Source organism: Granulicella mallensis (genome assembly GCF_014203225.1).
Classification (GTDB): domain Bacteria; phylum Acidobacteriota; class Terriglobia; order Terriglobales; family Acidobacteriaceae; genus Granulicella; species Granulicella mallensis_A.
Map to the genome: position 1 here is coordinate 33,096 of NZ_JACHIO010000012.1, position 15,820 is coordinate 48,915.

The 15,820-nt window shown below is 57.1% G+C and carries 10 protein-coding genes; 4 read left to right on the forward strand and 6 right to left on the reverse strand.

Annotated features, from left to right (window positions below; all coding sequences use genetic code 11):
- Positions 1–3 precede the first annotated feature (3 nt).
- The gene (locus tag HDF15_RS14500) at positions 4–6,138 is read right to left on the reverse strand and encodes an RHS repeat-associated core domain-containing protein (RefSeq protein WP_184256733.1); all 6,135 of its coding nucleotides are present in this window, start codon (positions 6,136–6,138) and stop codon (positions 4–6) included.
- A gap of 127 nt (positions 6,139–6,265) precedes the next feature.
- A complete protein-coding gene (locus HDF15_RS14505; protein WP_184256735.1) occupies positions 6,266–7,666 on the reverse strand; it encodes a dicarboxylate/amino acid:cation symporter in 1,401 nt (466 codons plus the stop codon).
- A gap of 223 nt (positions 7,667–7,889) precedes the next feature.
- On the opposite strand from HDF15_RS14505, the gene HDF15_RS14510 reads away from it, so the two are divergent.
- Both HDF15_RS14510 and HDF15_RS26255 read left to right on the forward strand, forming a co-directional pair.
- On the forward strand, positions 7,890–9,761 hold the full coding sequence (locus tag HDF15_RS14510; RefSeq protein ID WP_184256737.1) for a FecR domain-containing protein: 1,872 nt from the start codon (positions 7,890–7,892) through the stop codon (positions 9,759–9,761).
- Positions 9,649–10,512, forward strand: a complete 864-nt coding sequence (locus HDF15_RS26255) for a nuclear transport factor 2 family protein (RefSeq protein ID WP_311733111.1) — start codon at positions 9,649–9,651, stop codon at positions 10,510–10,512. Before HDF15_RS14510 ends, HDF15_RS26255 begins: the two co-directional genes overlap by 113 nt.
- Position 10,513: 1 nt before the next feature.
- On the opposite strand, the gene HDF15_RS26455 is transcribed toward HDF15_RS26255, so the two are convergent.
- From HDF15_RS26455 to acs, 3 genes are all read right to left on the reverse strand, one after another.
- Positions 10,514–10,819, reverse strand: coding sequence for a type II toxin-antitoxin system RelE/ParE family toxin (locus tag HDF15_RS26455; RefSeq protein ID WP_184256739.1), 306 nt, complete (start codon positions 10,817–10,819; stop codon positions 10,514–10,516).
- Positions 10,816–11,088, reverse strand: coding sequence for a hypothetical protein (locus tag HDF15_RS14525; protein ID WP_184256740.1), 273 nt, complete (start codon positions 11,086–11,088; stop codon positions 10,816–10,818). Before HDF15_RS14525 ends, HDF15_RS26455 begins: the two co-directional genes overlap by 4 nt.
- A 64-nt stretch (positions 11,089–11,152) precedes the next feature.
- Complete coding sequence (acs, locus tag HDF15_RS14530) at positions 11,153–13,135, reverse strand: acetate--CoA ligase (protein ID WP_184256742.1); 1,983 nt, start codon at positions 13,133–13,135, stop codon at positions 11,153–11,155.
- A 128-nt stretch (positions 13,136–13,263) separates the two neighbouring features.
- On the opposite strand from acs, the gene HDF15_RS14535 reads away from it, so the two are divergent.
- A complete protein-coding gene (locus HDF15_RS14535; protein ID WP_044176269.1) occupies positions 13,264–13,464 on the forward strand; it encodes a hypothetical protein in 201 nt (66 codons plus the stop codon).
- Between the two features lie 64 nt (positions 13,465–13,528).
- On the opposite strand, the gene HDF15_RS14540 is transcribed toward HDF15_RS14535, so the two are convergent.
- The gene (locus HDF15_RS14540; protein ID WP_184257018.1) at positions 13,529–14,104 is read right to left on the reverse strand and encodes a YetF domain-containing protein; all 576 of its coding nucleotides are present in this window, start codon (positions 14,102–14,104) and stop codon (positions 13,529–13,531) included.
- 481 nt (positions 14,105–14,585) lie between these two features.
- On the opposite strand from HDF15_RS14540, the gene HDF15_RS14545 reads away from it, so the two are divergent.
- Positions 14,586–15,689 (forward strand): energy transducer TonB, encoded by a 1,104-nt coding sequence (locus tag HDF15_RS14545; protein WP_184256744.1) that lies wholly within the window; start codon positions 14,586–14,588, stop codon positions 15,687–15,689.
- Positions 15,690–15,820 lie beyond the last annotated feature (131 nt).

The following is a 15,820-nucleotide window of genomic DNA, read 5'->3' on the forward strand; positions in this document are numbered from 1 at the left end:
CTGTTACGGCTGCGGCTTAGGCTGTGGCGGCGGCGGTGGAGGTGGAGGTTGTGGCTGTAAATGTGAAGCATCTGAACCACGAGGAACCGGCTTCCCATTTGCATCAAGATATTGATCCGTTTTCCCAGTAGAGTTTGGGTTATAGCGATGATAATGGTCGGTACCTTCGTGACCTGGGGCTCCAGGCTTCGCTTGATCGTGGCGGACTTTATCCCCTGTCGCTGGATCAACAAAGGTACGGTGGCCAGCGGCAGCAGCGTCTGGATGACTGGTTTCCGTGTAGCCCTGCGATTTTAGATCATCTGGATTCGCTGGCAGAGGAGTAGCGCCTACAGGGGCAGCAGGAGCGGTAGTGGGTGCACCAGCAGAGTTACCCGCACCATTCGCAAGTGCTTGCGAGTAAGCATTCGAGACATCGACCGAATTTATATGAGCTGAAATATACCCGCCAACCGCCCCGGCCCCTGTTGAGACAGCGGCTAATCCGGCATATGCCCATGCACCGACTTGCTGACCAGCAGGACTATCTGCAATTTCCTCTCCCCAGACGACACATATAGGACAGTGACCATCTGGATCTGCTTTGCTTAGAGGATTATTGTTCACATACCCATAGAGATTAAGACTCTGCGGATTGTCGAGTTGCGAGTACGGCACGGCCTCCGGCTTATCGGCCCAGTCCGGCGACATCCAACGGCCCATGCTCGATCCGTAGTATCTAGCCCCGAAATAGTCGAGCCCCGATTCTGTGTCTCTTTCTTTGCCGGTAAAGAACGTTGGAGACGGAAAGCAGATCCCGCTGCTTTGTTGGTTATCCCCAAAAGGTTGACTGGCAGTGGTCTCGCAGAGTGTTCCGGTGCTGTTAGCTCTGGCGCGTTCCGTACCAAGCCAATCCGACAACACGTAGGTCAGATTGCCACTCTGGTCATAGGTTCCGAGATGTCGCGATCCGGCATAGACCTCCCGGCGGATGACATTGAAGGAGCCATCCAATTCGGTGACCACATGGCCCGCCTGGTCATACAGGTAAACGTTCGTCAGTGCGTTGCCACTGTACTTGGCCACGCGCTGACCCTCGGCATCGTAAATATAGCGGATACCGTTGGCGCTAACCAGCCTGCTCTCGGCGTCGTATTGCAGCGGAACCACACCAGTGCCCAGAGCATTTCCGGCCGCATCGAAGGTCACGTCGGTGGGTTGATTATTCCCATTGAACGTTTCGTAACTGGTGGTCCCCGAACCGGCGGTCACCACCTGCGAAGTCCGGTTCCCGAACGAGTCATAGCTCCACTGCAATCCTGTGGTGCTCGATCCTGCAGCGACAAGCCGGTTGAGGCTGTCATACAGATAGGCATAGTTACCGTTCACGGAGTCGAACGCATATCCCACATTGCTGTTCGGCTCATACCCCAGTGACCAGGCATACTGCGATGGCAGAGGATCAGTTACCGATGCGGGAGAGAGTTGCGCATTGATCTGCATCGTTCCGCTGTTGGCAAGCATAATCGACCCACCGGTCTCATCGTATGCCCTTGCGGTAAAGATGTGGACCCCAGGATCGATATTGCTTACGGTGCCCGTGAACGACCAACCGCTGTTCAGGCAACTTGGGTTCTGAAAGGCGGCCACCACATCCGACCGAGCGCCCCCGAGCTGAGCCTGTCCCACATAGTAGCCATCCACCAGGACATCGACCCTGCTAATATTTTTCGCACAGGCGGTCTGGTTCTGGGTCTCTCCAACCCAACCTCCAGCGAAGATGCTCCCATTGAGTGGCACGACCGAGGTTTGATCGGAGGCGTTCTGCACCAAATCGAACCAACTGGACACGAATGTCTTGTCTGCGACGACGCTAATAATAACTGGAGCCAGACCCCAGGTTTGCGTCTGGCTGTTGTAGACGGTGGCCTGAGTTACTGGAGTGCTCTGCCCGCCACTGTCGTAGATGATGGCCGTGACAGTGTGTGGTCCCACGGAGAGATTTCCAATGCTTCCGGTAAAGGTCCAGCCGCTATTGGCATAACGTTGATCTCCTTGGGCAGCCGCTACATCAGGACGCGAACCTCCCAGGGTGGCGTACCCGATAGGCACACCATCGATCAGGATCTTCACGGCCCCCACTGGAGCATGCATCTGGCTGTCGATCGCCCATCCACTAAGGGTCATCAGCCCGCCCGAGACAATCTGACCCGGAAGCGAAGCCGTGCCGTCTATGGTCCCGTAAGGAGGAGCGTCGGCACTGACGGTGATGGTGTTGTTGCCAGGCCCATCCACCAGGGCTTGGCGATTTCCGGAAGCATCCAGAGCATAAGCGGTTACTGTATGCGTACCTACGGAAACTCCCCCGATGCTCCCGGTGAAGTTGTACCCGCAGTCCGCATGATGCCCGTCGTTGTTATACGCAAGTTGCTGCACGTCGGGTCGGGCTCCTCCCAGTGTGGCGTAACCAATTGGAGTCTGGTCGATGTCGATCTCTACGGCAGCCACCGGACAACTTGCCGCAGTAGCTGCCCATCCGCTGATCGCGATTAAACCGTTCTGCGGCAGCGCACTTGCGTTGATCGACACATTGGGGAAGCGGAAGACATCGTCGTTGAAAAAACCGTCCATGTACCCATTCAAAGTCGATGGAGAAGATGTCTGGGCCGCATTGAGGGCGTTATAGCTCGTCTGCCGCATTCGGTTGTCGTACGAGCGGGTTTCATTCAGACCGTTCCCCAGGCTCGACTCCAATAGTCCCACCGATCCATAAGAGGTAGCCTTGAAGAGAGAAGACGGGCTCGTTGGCTGTTGGTATCCAGTTACAGCATTCAGCCGTCCAGCGTTGTCATAAGTCAGTCCATGACCGCCATAGTAGGCGTTTCGCGCGGCGTCGGTCCCGTGGTCATAGCTGGTAAGGTTTCCTGCAAGATCATAGGTAAAGAACTGATCGATCCGGTCAGAACCACACAGACTGGCGATGCAGGTCGACTTCACCGTCATCCGGCCCATCGCATCATAGCTGTAAACGTTGCCGTTTGAGCCGTCGGCTACGTTCGAGGACGATAAACGTCCGATTGTGTTGCACTGTGCGAAACCCGTTCCTCCACAGCTTGGAGCGCCCCAGTCGCCGGTTTCGTCGTAATTGAATGCAGCGGCCACAGTCCCGTCCGAATACGTCTTCGATAACAATCGATTCAAGGCATCGTAGTTGTAATTCGTCGTGATGCCGCGTCCATCCGTCTTGTAAACCAGATTCCCGTTTGCATCGTAGCCATTAACACATTTGCCACTACTCCATTGTCCGTAGCAGATCGTACCCGACTCAGGATTTTGCGATGTAATCAACCGGGACAACGAATCATACGAAAAGCTGCGTGCGCGCGCGCCGCCAGACAGATCGTGCTGTGTAACATTCAGCAGATTTCCGAGAACGTCGTAGGTGTAGTTGGTCATGGCCCCATTGGGCTCAGTTACCGCAGTAAGCCGCCCCAGAGCATCCGTCGTCTGCTGCCATTTATTTCCATTTTCATCGGTCACGGTGGTGACATTGCCGTTATAAGACAGGGACGCAGTGGATTGGTCGGGATTGGTTTGTACCAGCTTCCTGCCCAGCGCGTCGTAGGTCTGGGAGGTAATTCCATAGCTGGGATCTTTGCTGGTGCGGTAGGGATTGGAGGTCGTCACTACTCTGCCCTGATCGTCGGATACCGTATCCGAATAAACGGTCCCGCTCGGATCGGAATTAAGCTGGGTCTGCTTCACCTGCCCCAACCCGTCATACACCATTGTTGTAATTTTGCTGGCACCCTGGCTGACGGCTGTGGTCGCTACCATGCTGAACATCGGGCCGGAGCAACTGCTATTCGGATCGTCGCTGTAGCAGTAACCCGTCGATCCTCCGTCGGGATAGTTCACATGGCTCGGCCTGTTCAGCAGGTCGTACGAGATGCTGGTCGTCTTATGGTTCGGATCCGTAGAAGAGGCAATCGTTCCCGTGCAGAAGTTATATTGCGACGTTGTAGTTTGGCCCTTTGCATTAGTAACACTGGTAGGAAATGCCTTTGTCTGGCCGCTTGGCGCGCAAGCTGTATTTGCCCAGGAATCACCGAAGCTAAAACTGGTCAGGTTTCCTTTTGGATCGATCGTAGACAGGATGTTTCCGGCATCGTCGTACTGACTTGTGGTCGTCAGCAAGGAATTGGTCGTGTTCAGCCAGTGGGAGACGGCCGTTACATTCCCGCGCGTATGATAGGTCGTTCCGAACCCAGTGTCGTGCTGAATCGCCCCACTCGCTTGGATTGTTTGATTGGAGCGTGTGTAGTTGTCATACTCGTACGTAGCCTGCGCCGCCAGGTTTCCGGCGCCGTCGTACGTACTCACTATAACGGGCTTATCGACAATATTGAGCGGCGTATAGCTGGCATTGTTGTTGTGAAGATAGGTATAGTCTGTCCTTCTCACGAGTGGCCCCGGAGCTCCAGCGCCATAATCGAATTCGCGCACCTCGGTCGGATTCAGGCGCGAGGCTACGCCTCCGCCTCCCTGGCAGGGATTGCATGTATAGGAGAATGTCTCGTAATCTGTCTCCTTCTTCGTGACCAACCCACTGTCGAGCGTAGTGGTTACGCGGATGGGCCGAACATTCGCCACACCACTGTCCATCGGAGCAAATTCCGCGGCGTAATCCGTCTGCGTGCTACGCAGCACGTGGCCCGTCGGATCGGCATAGGTAGTGCTGGTCTCATATTTGCTGGTCGAAGAATAGGAAGCGCTGCCCACCACCACACCCGCCGGGCCGAAGTTGTGAACCTGGATATTTCCATCGGGGTCGGTGACCTTGTCGGAAGAGGCGGTCGGGTTGTACGTCCATTTGTACGACTGCCCATCTATAGTCACGGTCCGGGTTTGCACCGCACGACCGCCGACAACATTATTCCGCAGTCCCTTTCCGGGGCTATACGATACCTGATAAAAGTCGGTATAGGTATAGCTGATCGATCCTCCTGTAGGCAGATCGATGCGCGAAAGCTCCCCTGGACTGCCAGCATTATAGGTAAATACATAAGCCTTCTGGTCGGGCAAAGTGATGCGACTTACTTCAATACCGGTGGTGCTAATTTCGTTGCACTGCGGCTGCCCACTCGGGGCCAATCCGACTCCAGATTGAGGGCAAGCCGTAGAAGTCCACTGAACCTCTTCATAATCGACATGGTATTGCTGCGGATTGCCATTGGAGTCATTTACCGTGTAAATCACATGGAGTGCTGGCCCCGTACCTGGCGGTGGGTAGTTCGGGTCGTTGCTTGTAGTGACGATGTTCCGCCCTAAGGTATCCGCCGTGGCTGTGACCAGATTTCCATTGGCATCGCGGATTTGATATGGCGTATACAGCATCTGCGCGCCGTCTTTGGTATAGATAACGCTATTCGTGGAATCAAACCCATTAGGAGTATTCAGGAGTATGCCAGACCCATCAAGCGCCGGCCCTTGAAGACTGGATCCCAGGCAGTTGATATTGCTCGCAGAAGTTCCACCTGCGTTATAGTTCTCCGCCCGGATAGGAACCGGATGCGCCGTACCCTGATAATCACGCACCACCCAGTTGGTGTAATACGTATACAGGTAATACATGTTGTAATCGTACGGAGGACCTCCACCACTTACGAAGACAGGGGTTGGGCAGTTGTCGACATGCTTGGTTCCAGAAGCAGCCCACTGGTAAGGGTTTGTAAAACGCCAGTTCGTCGAGCTTTGCCCAGTTTCAGAAACATCATATTGGCCCGTTACAGGACAGGGCGGCAGAGGTGGAGGATTCTGCCCGACCACGACTTTTTTGTCGGCCGGAGTCTGCGATGCGCAAAAATCTGGAACCCATTCCTTTAGCCATGTAGGTGTGTCGTACACCAGCGTCCAGTTGAGCGTCATCCCACCACGTTGTTTTTCGCTCGCAATGGGAATGGAGATATGCAAGTTTCCATTCTGCAGATTGACCGCATCGATATCCCCCAGATGGAAGACGCTATTCGGTGGCAACCCCTTCTCTTCCGCCGTCGTGAGTTGTGCGTAGAGGGGAAGGCCAGTAAACAGCAGAAATGCAGCTAAAATACGCAGACGAACAGATACAAGCGCAACCCAATGCAGCGCAGCACGAGACATGAATGGTTCCTTATAAAGTTTATGGGGGTACGGTAACGGGGGCCTTCCCCCTACTATAGAGCCATCACACGATGAATGATTTCATTTTAATGATGTTTTTTTATCACCCTTGTGAAATTCACTATGGCTAAGATTCCACCCCATCCAGCACCACCTCATCTGGTAACTCCGTACCGAAGACACCTTCCCACTTCGCCACCACGACACTAGCCAGGCAATTACCCACAACGTTCACCATGGTTCGTGCCATATCCATCAGCGCATCGATGCCAAGGATGACAAAGATCGGTTCGACCGGCAGATGAAACGTCGAGGCCGTCGCGAGCAACACGACCAATGTCGCGCGTGGAACGCCAGCAACACCTTTGCTTGTCAGTACCAGCGTCACCATCATCAGTAGTTGCTGACCTATCGACATGGAGATACCCGCCGCCTGCGCGACGAAGATACTCGCCACGGCGAGATATAACGTCGAGCCGTCCAGGTTGAAGCTATAACCTGCCGGAATGACAAACGCCACGATGCGTCGCGGAACTCCGAGCGCCTCCATCTGCTCCATCGCACGCGGCAGAGCGGCCTCGCTGGTTGCGGTCGCAAACGCAATCGTGGCCGGCTCGGCGACCGCGGCGATGAACTTCGCAATCGGCACCTTGAAGAGCATCGCGGCGGGGAGCAATACCAGCACACCGAACATAGCCAGCGCGCCATAGAGTGTCAGCAATAGTTTGCCGAGGTTCACCAGCACGCCCAGCCCCATGTTGCCGACGGTATACGCCATCGCCGCACCCACGCCGATCGGCGCAAAGTACATCACTACATTCGTGAAGCGAAACATCACCTCGCTGAGGCTCTCGCACAGCCGCAGCACAGGCCCTCGCTTGGCTTCGCTCAACGTCGCCAACGCAATGCCGAAGAAGACAGCGAACACCGCAACCTGCAGGATCTGTCCTTCGGCAATGCTCTTGGCGATGTTCTCAGGAAAGACATGAAGTAGAAAATCATCCCAGTGCGTGGGAGGCGGTGCGCTCACAACCTGCGCCGTCTTCGTAGCGGCTGACATCGATAACCCTACACCGGCCCGGGTGATGTTGATCGCCAACAGCCCAATCCCCAGCGCCAGCGTGGTAACCACTTCGAAGTACACCAACGCCTTGATGCCCATGCGGCCAACGCTCTTCAGGTCGCCATGCCCCGCAATGCCTACCACCAGCGTCGCAAGGATCAACGGAGCGACGATGGTCTTGATGAGCCGAAGAAAGATGTCGGAAAACACGCGGAGGCCCACAGCGAAGTGCGGAGCATCGAAGCCGAGCTCAGCACCGGCGACCATCGCCACAAAGATCCAGGGCGTAAGACTTCTCCGCTGTACAGCAAAAGCCGCCAGCAAAGCTACACCCAGCCAACGCATCCCCAGCGCAACGTCGTGCGGCACGTGTACATGAGGGAGCTGCAACACTGCTCCGAGCGCCAGAGCCGCCAATCCTGGCCCGAGCAGGACCAGATCCTTCTTTGAAAATCCTTTTGCCATTCCGCGAAGAATATCAGTGACCGGTGGGAATAGGCACGTTGTTAAGCACCTCTTCAAATAGTTAAAGGATTAATCGAAACATTCGGGGCCAAAGGGGTGTTATCACACGTATATTGTTTAGTCGCTGGCTATCAATAGCCTTCCAGCGACTGAAAGAATTTTGTCCGCCATCCTCTGGCGTACTTTTTCGGGAACATGGTGCAAGCCCGCACGGAGGGCTCTCATGAACATCGCTCGCTGCAAATATCTGCCGACTCTCCTCCTCTTCAGCGCATTCGCCCTCTTTGGCAACCCCATACAAGCTAAGGCTCAAGCGCCCCCCACCCCACCCACTCCTCCAGCCACCTATCCGCAGATCGTGCGACTGAGCCTCGTTCAGGGCGACGTGCGCATCTCGCGCGGCAAGGATGCCGAACACGCTACCGGAGCCGTCTGGGAGAAGGCCGCAGCCAACCTTCCCCTGGAAGACGGCTTCAATCTCGTCACAGGTCAGGGCCGTGCCGAGATCGAGTTAGAAGATGCCTCTACCGTGTACCTGGGCGAGAACTCCGCGCTGAGTCTCGATCTTTTAGAGACCACAGGCGGCGTGCCTCGTACAGAGATGACGCTGCTCACCGGCACAGCCACGCTGAACGTCAAGCCTATCGTTGCGGGCGAATGGTTCCTGCTTCGTACTCCTACCAACGGCATCGCCATCCGCTATCCCCACACAGCCTACCTGCGCATCAACAGCTATATGGATGCCATGTCCGTCACCCCGCAAGAGGACGCGGATATTCATATCGGACGTTCCACAGAGATGGTGCAAGGCACAAAGGGGCAGACCTTCATCTCGCGCGGAGGCCAACCTCTCGTTCCAGACGTGTCGGACATCTCCAACTTCTCCGAATGGGACAACTGGGTAGCCACTCGCCGTGCCGCGCGAGCAGCCTCTGTCTCTGCCGTCATGAAAGATGCAGGGCTGGCCACTCCGATTCCTGGACTGGCGGATATGAATGCCAAGGGAACCTTCTTCCCCTGCGAACCCTACGGCACGTGCTGGGAGCCGACCCATGGCTGGGCCCACCAGACGGCAGCAGGCAATCAATCCGACCCACAGCAAGCTGACTCACCGGACCCACAACAAGCCGGACCTCTTCCCCTGGAGAGCTACGGCACCGGTGCTCCCCCCTTACTGTATTGGGAGGACGAAGACCCCTTTCCCTGCACTCCCGACAGACTGCACTACCTGATCCAGGACGATCCCGACACCGGCCAGTCGACAATCGTCGACAGCGAACTGACCTACGACGATTATGACTATGACTGGACCGTCTGCCACGCCGGCAGTTGGCTCTACCGGAACAATCGGTACGTGTGGGTGGTAGGCGATAAGAGACACCATCATCCCCCGATGCATTGGGTCAAATGCGGACACAAGACAGGCTATGTTCCCATCCATCCGCACGATGTTGCGGGCAAACCTCCGCTGAATCTGAAGCACGGACTCTTCGCACCGGGCGGCAAAAAAGGTGGCTCTATCGAGCGTGTCGCCTACGATCCCAGATCTCAGGTCAAGCTATTGGAGGAGCCTCCCAAAGAGTTCCGCAAGGCATACTACCCTCCCCTCGCTCGGGCGGAGGCACCGCACGTCGAAGCTCACATAGCCACCTTCTCCGGCAACAAAGACCCGCATGGGATGCACCCTGGAACACCCATCACCTTCGACCATAAGTCGCAAAGCTTCATGGTGGCCCGCCAGGTCACGCAGGGAGGCCGTACAACCACGGTGAATGAACCCTTTGGCAACCATGGAGACAGGGCACAATCGGGCGGTGGATCCTTCCATAACGGTGGAGGCTTCGGCGGTTCCCGAGGATCCGGCTCCGCAGGGCGCTCTGGTGGCAGCTCAGGCGGCGGTGGCTCCCGTGGAGGTGGTGGGGGAGGCGGAGGAGGCGGTTCCCACGGTGGTGGCGGCGGCGGTGGTGGCGGCGGAGGGGGTGGTGGTAGCCACGGCGGTGGTGGTGGTGGCGGCGGTGGTGGCGGCGGCGGTGGTGGCGGCGGCGGTGGTGGCGGCGGTGGTGGTGGCGGCGGTGGTGGTGGCGGACATCACTAGGACTCGCCGCCCATCCAGTGGGATCCTCATGCATCACTCCCGCATGAGGGTTCTACTGGATGAGAGCAGGCGACAACAGCGACAGGTGCAATCGCAGCTAGCTGTAATCGTAGCTAAAGGATGCACTCTCGCTCTTGCGGCAAGCGCCCACTCTCAGCCCTTCCGCAAGTACAATTTCCCCATGCATCGAGCCATGATCCCACGTCTCTTTCTGGCCACCGCTCTCCTCGTCCCCGCAGGCATGCTGGCGCAGAATACGCCAGCAGCGACGGCCCCCGCGCCCGGCGATCCACTGAGCTCTCAGTTCAAAATCAACCCCGTCACCACACCGACGATATCTCCCAGCACGCTGGAGTTGATCAAGCTGGAAGGCCAGTTCTCCGACTCTGTCGTCCAGGGCGGCGGCAAGGCCTTCGCCTCATGGTTTGCTGATGACGGAGTCACACTCAACAATGGAAAACCCGCCGTCCTCGGCCTGACGGCCATTGCGGCCGCGGCGAACTGGGACCCCAAGACCTACCAGCTCTCCTGGTACGCCGAAGGCGCGCAGATGGGCCCCTCCGGCGACACCGGCTTTACCTGGGGCCACTACGACGCCCATGCGCACGATGCTAAAGGACAGCCAGTAACCCTTTCCGGCCGCTACATTACCTTCTGGAAGAAAGTCGCTGGGAAATGGAAGGTCGCACTCGACGCCAGCGCGGAAGACGCTCCCGTTGCGGGCGACTGCTGCAAGCTGCCTACGCCTTGAGTTAGATACCTCGCCGCCAGACTTTGCGTCTCGAGGCATGTACCACTCTCAAAATGCGTAATGGCTTCGAACGCGGATCGTACACGATCACATATTTGTCATAAGGTGACGCAGGCCAAACAAGGACTGCTTTCTTCGTTAGATCGATACGGAGATGTCCAGCTTTAGGCATCTCTGCCAACATTTGGCAGTTCTCCAAAATAGCGATCTCTACCCGGTCAGCAGATTCAACGCTATCGCGGGCAATCCAAAGCCAGATATCGAAGATGTCACGAGTCGCTTTAGGGGTTAGCTGGTAGGCGCTCATGCAGCAGAGCGCTTTGCCAGGAACTCTTGCTTCCACTTGCTGAGATTGCGCTTCGCCTCTTCAGGGGAGAGCAGTTCACCCCGTTCAGCTTGCTCCCAGCCTTCCTCGATCATGACACTAATCTCTTGCCGGTTCTCACTTAAAAAAAGCTCTTGCTCGTGCATCGCCGTAAGACGTTCCGCAAGATAAGTCTCAGCGTTTTCAAAACCGGAGAGACGCGCATCTTCTCTCACAATTGCTTCCAGTTCCGGGGTGAGGGTGATAGCCATGGCCACAGCATATACCGTTTACACCCTCATCCCATAAAGGAAGAACGCGAGTTCGACCAGTCCGTTACTCCTCGTTCTCCTTCAGCTTTGCCAGCACGCCAAAGTCCTCCAGCGTAGTCGTATCGCCCTTCACCTCGCCGGTCGTTGCAAGCTCGCGCAGCAACCGCCGCATGATCTTGCCTGAACGTGTCTTAGGCAGCATCTGCGTAAAGCGCATGTCGTCAGGACGAGCGAGCCCACCAATTTCTTTCGCGACCCACTGCCGCAACTCCTGCCGGAGTTCTTCACTCGGCTCGTAGCCCTCTTCAAGAGTCACAAACGCGGCAATTGCCTGCCCCTTCATCTCGCAAGGACGCCCAACCACAGCAGCCTCAGCCACCTTCGAATGTGCCACCAGCGCGGACTCGATCTCCATCGTGCCCAACCGGTGGCCACTGACGTTGATTACATCGTCCACACGGCCCATCAGCCAGTAGTAGCCATCGGCATCGCGGCGTGCGCCGTCGCCCGTAAAGTAGATCCCCGGGATCTCCGAGAAGTACGCCTGCTCGTACCGCTCCGCGTCGCCCCAGATGGTACGTGCAAGCGACGGCCACGGCTTCTTGATGACCAGCAATCCACCCTGCCCTGCCGGCACCGGATCGCCTTCCTTGGTCACGATCTCCGGTACTACGCCGAAGAATGGCCTTGTCGCAGAGCCGGGCTTCGTCGCAACAGCACCGGGAATCGGCGCAATCAGAATCGCGCCCGTCTCCGTCTGCCACCAGGTATCGACGATCGGGCACCGCTCCTTGCCGATCTCGCGGTGATACCACATCCACGCCTCGGGATTGATCGGTTCGCCAACCGTTCCCAGCAACCGCAGGCTGGCCAGCGAGTGCTTGTGCACCCAATCGTTGCCCCACTTGATAAAGGCACGGATCGCCGTCGGCGCGGTGTAGAAAACCGTTACCTTATGATCGTCGACGATCTTCCAGAACCTGTCGTTCTCCGGCCAGTTCGGCGCGCCTTCATACATCATCACCGTCGCGCCGTTCTGCAGCGGGCCATAGACCACGTAGCTGTGCCCTGTAACCCAGCCGATGTCGGCGGTGCACCAGTACACGTCCTCGTCCTGGAGGTCGAAGATGTACTTGCTCGTCAGGTAGGTCTGTACGGAGTAGCCGCCGGTAGTATGAACAAGTCCCTTCGGCTTGCCCGTAGTCCCGCTGGTGTACAGGATGTACAACGGATCTTCAGCATCCATGGGCTCAGCAGAGCAATCCGCAGCAGCAGCGGCCATTGCCTCGTGCCACCAGAGATCGCGGCCTTCCTTCATCGCCACTGTCGCCGAAGGGACGCGCTGATACACGACCACCTTTCGCACGCCGGGGCACTTCTCCAGCGCCTCGTCCACGATCTTCTTCAGCTTCACCTCGGAACCGCGACGATAGCTGAGGTCCTGCGTCACGACCACCTGGCAATCTGAATCGTTCACCCGGTCTGAGATCGCATGCGCTGCGAATCCTCCGAAGATCACCGAATGCACCGCACCGATGCGCGCGCAGGCCAGCAGCGCAATCGCCAACTCCGGGCTCATGCCCATGTACACCGCAACGCGATCGCCCTTCTTCACGCCGAGCGACTTCAGCACATTGGCAAACTTCTGGACTTCAACGTGCAGCTCGGCAAAGGTCAGCTTGCGCACTTCTCCCGGCTCACCCTCCCACAGCAGGGCGACCTTGTCCTTGCGTGCTCCCCTGGCATGGCGATCGACGCAGTTGTGCGAGAGATTCAGCTTGCCGCCGGTAAACCACTTCGCATGCGGCCCGCTGCCATCGAGCACCTTCGTCCACGGAGTGAACCACTCCAGCTCGGCAGCAGCCTCGGCCCAGAACTCCTCCGGAGCCTCGATACTGCGCTTGTACATCCGCTCATACTCGGCTTCGCTGCCGATACGTGCCCGGGCGGCAAAGGCCGCAGGAGGCGGAAAGACCCGGTCTTCCCGCATAAGAGACTCAAAGTTTTCGTTTAGCGTGCTTCCCACAGGCGTGCTTTCAACGGACATAGACGACTCTCGACTCCGGGGCATAGATTCCTTGCCTTACGAAAATAGGCCCAGAGCCAAAAGGTACGTCATCGCCTCATCCACAGGCAAACGTGCGTCGGGCAGCAAGGGCATGACATCATCAATTTGTGAGCTTTCTAATAAGTTCCACCATTGGATTCTTTCTCGGCTTTGTGTTCGGGGTCGGCTGCGCTCTCGCGGTGATGTACTCCATCTTTCTCGGAGGCTACCGCGCGGCCGTGCGCGATGCAGAACTTGCTGTGCCGCCAGCCCGCCTGATCAAAGCGCGCGCCAAGTTGGCCACTGCAAACACACCCAGGCCGCTCTAGGATTTCTCCGCCTACAGGGAATCTGCTTTACCCCACCACAACCCATTAGGCATCATCCAGAACCCTATCCCCGAGCTTGCATCTCTGCTCGCATCGCCATGACCTCCGCTGTCAGCCGCTCCACCGCATTCAGCAGCTCCCGGCTATGCACCGTCTCCGACGTAGGAGTCTTACCCTTCACAAAAAACGTGCCGTTCGGTTCAAGGACGCACTCTTCGACATCGGCGGGATTGTTGAACCCATTCTTATTCAGCACCGAGATCAGCTCCTCGAAGGTCAGGGTCTCCTTTTTCATCGCCTCCTCTGAAACGACGCCAGCCTGGATCAGCACCGTCTTTGAGCCCTCCAGCTTCTGATTCAATTTGGGAGACCGGTACAGAAGCCACATCAACAACCAGTTGATAGCCAGCAGCGCAAAGGCGCCGATGATCCCCCCGCTCACGGAGTTATCGTCACCGATGATCGCATTCTGCACCGTATTGGAGAGGCTGAGCAGAACCACCAGGTCAAACGGGTTCAACTGCGCCAGTTCGCGCTTGCCAAAGAGCCGAAGAAACCCAATGAGGAACAGGTAAACAATCACAGGACGAAGAATCTTCTCCATCACCGGCAATGGCAGGTGGAACATGCTATGCATCATGCTGTTCATAAATAGTTTGTGACTCCTCGGATTTTGAACTTTGGACTTTCAGTTACATGGATGCTGCCGCTGGCAGTTTCATCGCCGCAGTGACCTTGCAAAGATCGTGCCGCAGCCCCTCTTTGGAAGGATCCCCCAAACGCAGTTCGATCCTGTATACACCAGCAGTTACAGAGAAATCGCCTGAACAGGAGAGTAGATTGCCCGCACCCAATTTCCGTTATAACCGTCTAATATCAAGGGTTATCACCTGCATGAAGAAGTAGTTGCCTGGGGTGGAACAACGCTTACTCTCGTGACGGTATCAAACCAAAGAGGTTTGTCCATAGAGCAGCATCTAAAGCGGCATCCCCCCAATAGGGGTTAAAGCCGCGGATTCTGATATCTTTCTCATAACTTCATCCGTTTGATCGTTCGCACAATTTTGCGTCGTTACGGAACTACAGCCAATGCATCAAGTGCATCAAGGACCCACGAACACATGGCCCAGCCGCTTCGCAGCAACGACCCGAACCCGAAGAACATCAGCTTTAGCCACTTCGGCGTTCTTGACGATGGCAAGCGCAGCAGAAGTGCGGCAATTACCTCGATCATCGTCAATGTCGTCCTTGCCGCTGTCATTGTAGTTCTCGGCTACATAGTGAAAACCAATCCTACCGTCGCCAAGCAGATTGCGGTACTCACGCTTCCCCCGCCGCCGCCCGTGACCGCACCGGTTCCCAAGCCACCACCGCCACCTCCGCCGAAGCCGATCCCCACGCCGAGGGAGGTTCTGCATCCGCCCAAGATCGTTCCCCCACCTCCTCCGGAGAAGGTTCCCGAGGTAAAGCCGATCCCTGTGCCGATACCGAAGCCTGTGGTCACGCAGCCGGCTCCGCCCAAGGCCATTACACCGCCGCCCGCGCCGGTCAAGGTGAACCTCGCCACGGCCGCAGCAGCCCATGTTCCCAATAACGATGTGCATCCCACGCCTGTTCGCCTGGGCCAGCCCGATAATCCTTTGAAACCGACGACAGGTCCTGCGGTATCCCAGGTGAACCTGGGGAATCAGGGCGCACCGGGCATGAATGCCTCCAACACCGGCAGCGGTCCCCGTGCGACCTCGGTCAACCTCGGTTCCGGCTGCCCGAACTGCACCAACCTCAATGGCCGGGACAACGGATCGCGCGAGGTCAAAGGCGTAAGACTGGGCACTCCGGGCAGCAATGGTCCTTTGAATTCAAAGAATTACGCGAATTCGCCACGGCAGGTACAGTTGCAAACGGCAGCGACGCCACCAGCCGCAACGACCTCCCAGCTTCGTACCGCAACGGCTGCCTCACCTCCGAAAGTCACCTATAAGCCCACCCCGGTCTATACCGCCGAGGCCAAGTCCATACACCTGGAAGGCACAGTCTCCGTACGTATCCGCGTTACGGCTTCAGGAGCGGTACAGGTTCTGGGCGTGACCAGCGGTCTGGGACATGGACTCGACGAATCCGCCCTGCAGGCTGCTCAGAACACGCGTTTCACGCCTGCCAAAGACGCCTCGGGAAATCCGGTCGACTGGGAAGGTGTCGTCAAGATCAACTTCCAGATGAGTTAACCTAAGGGACGACGAGATTTTCGCTAAAATCCGCCCCCTGGGCTGTTCCCGAATCCTGAACGCTTTACCGAAACATCCGAACGGAATACCCTCTTGGGGGCATCCGATTGAACCAAAGGAGTCTTTAGACA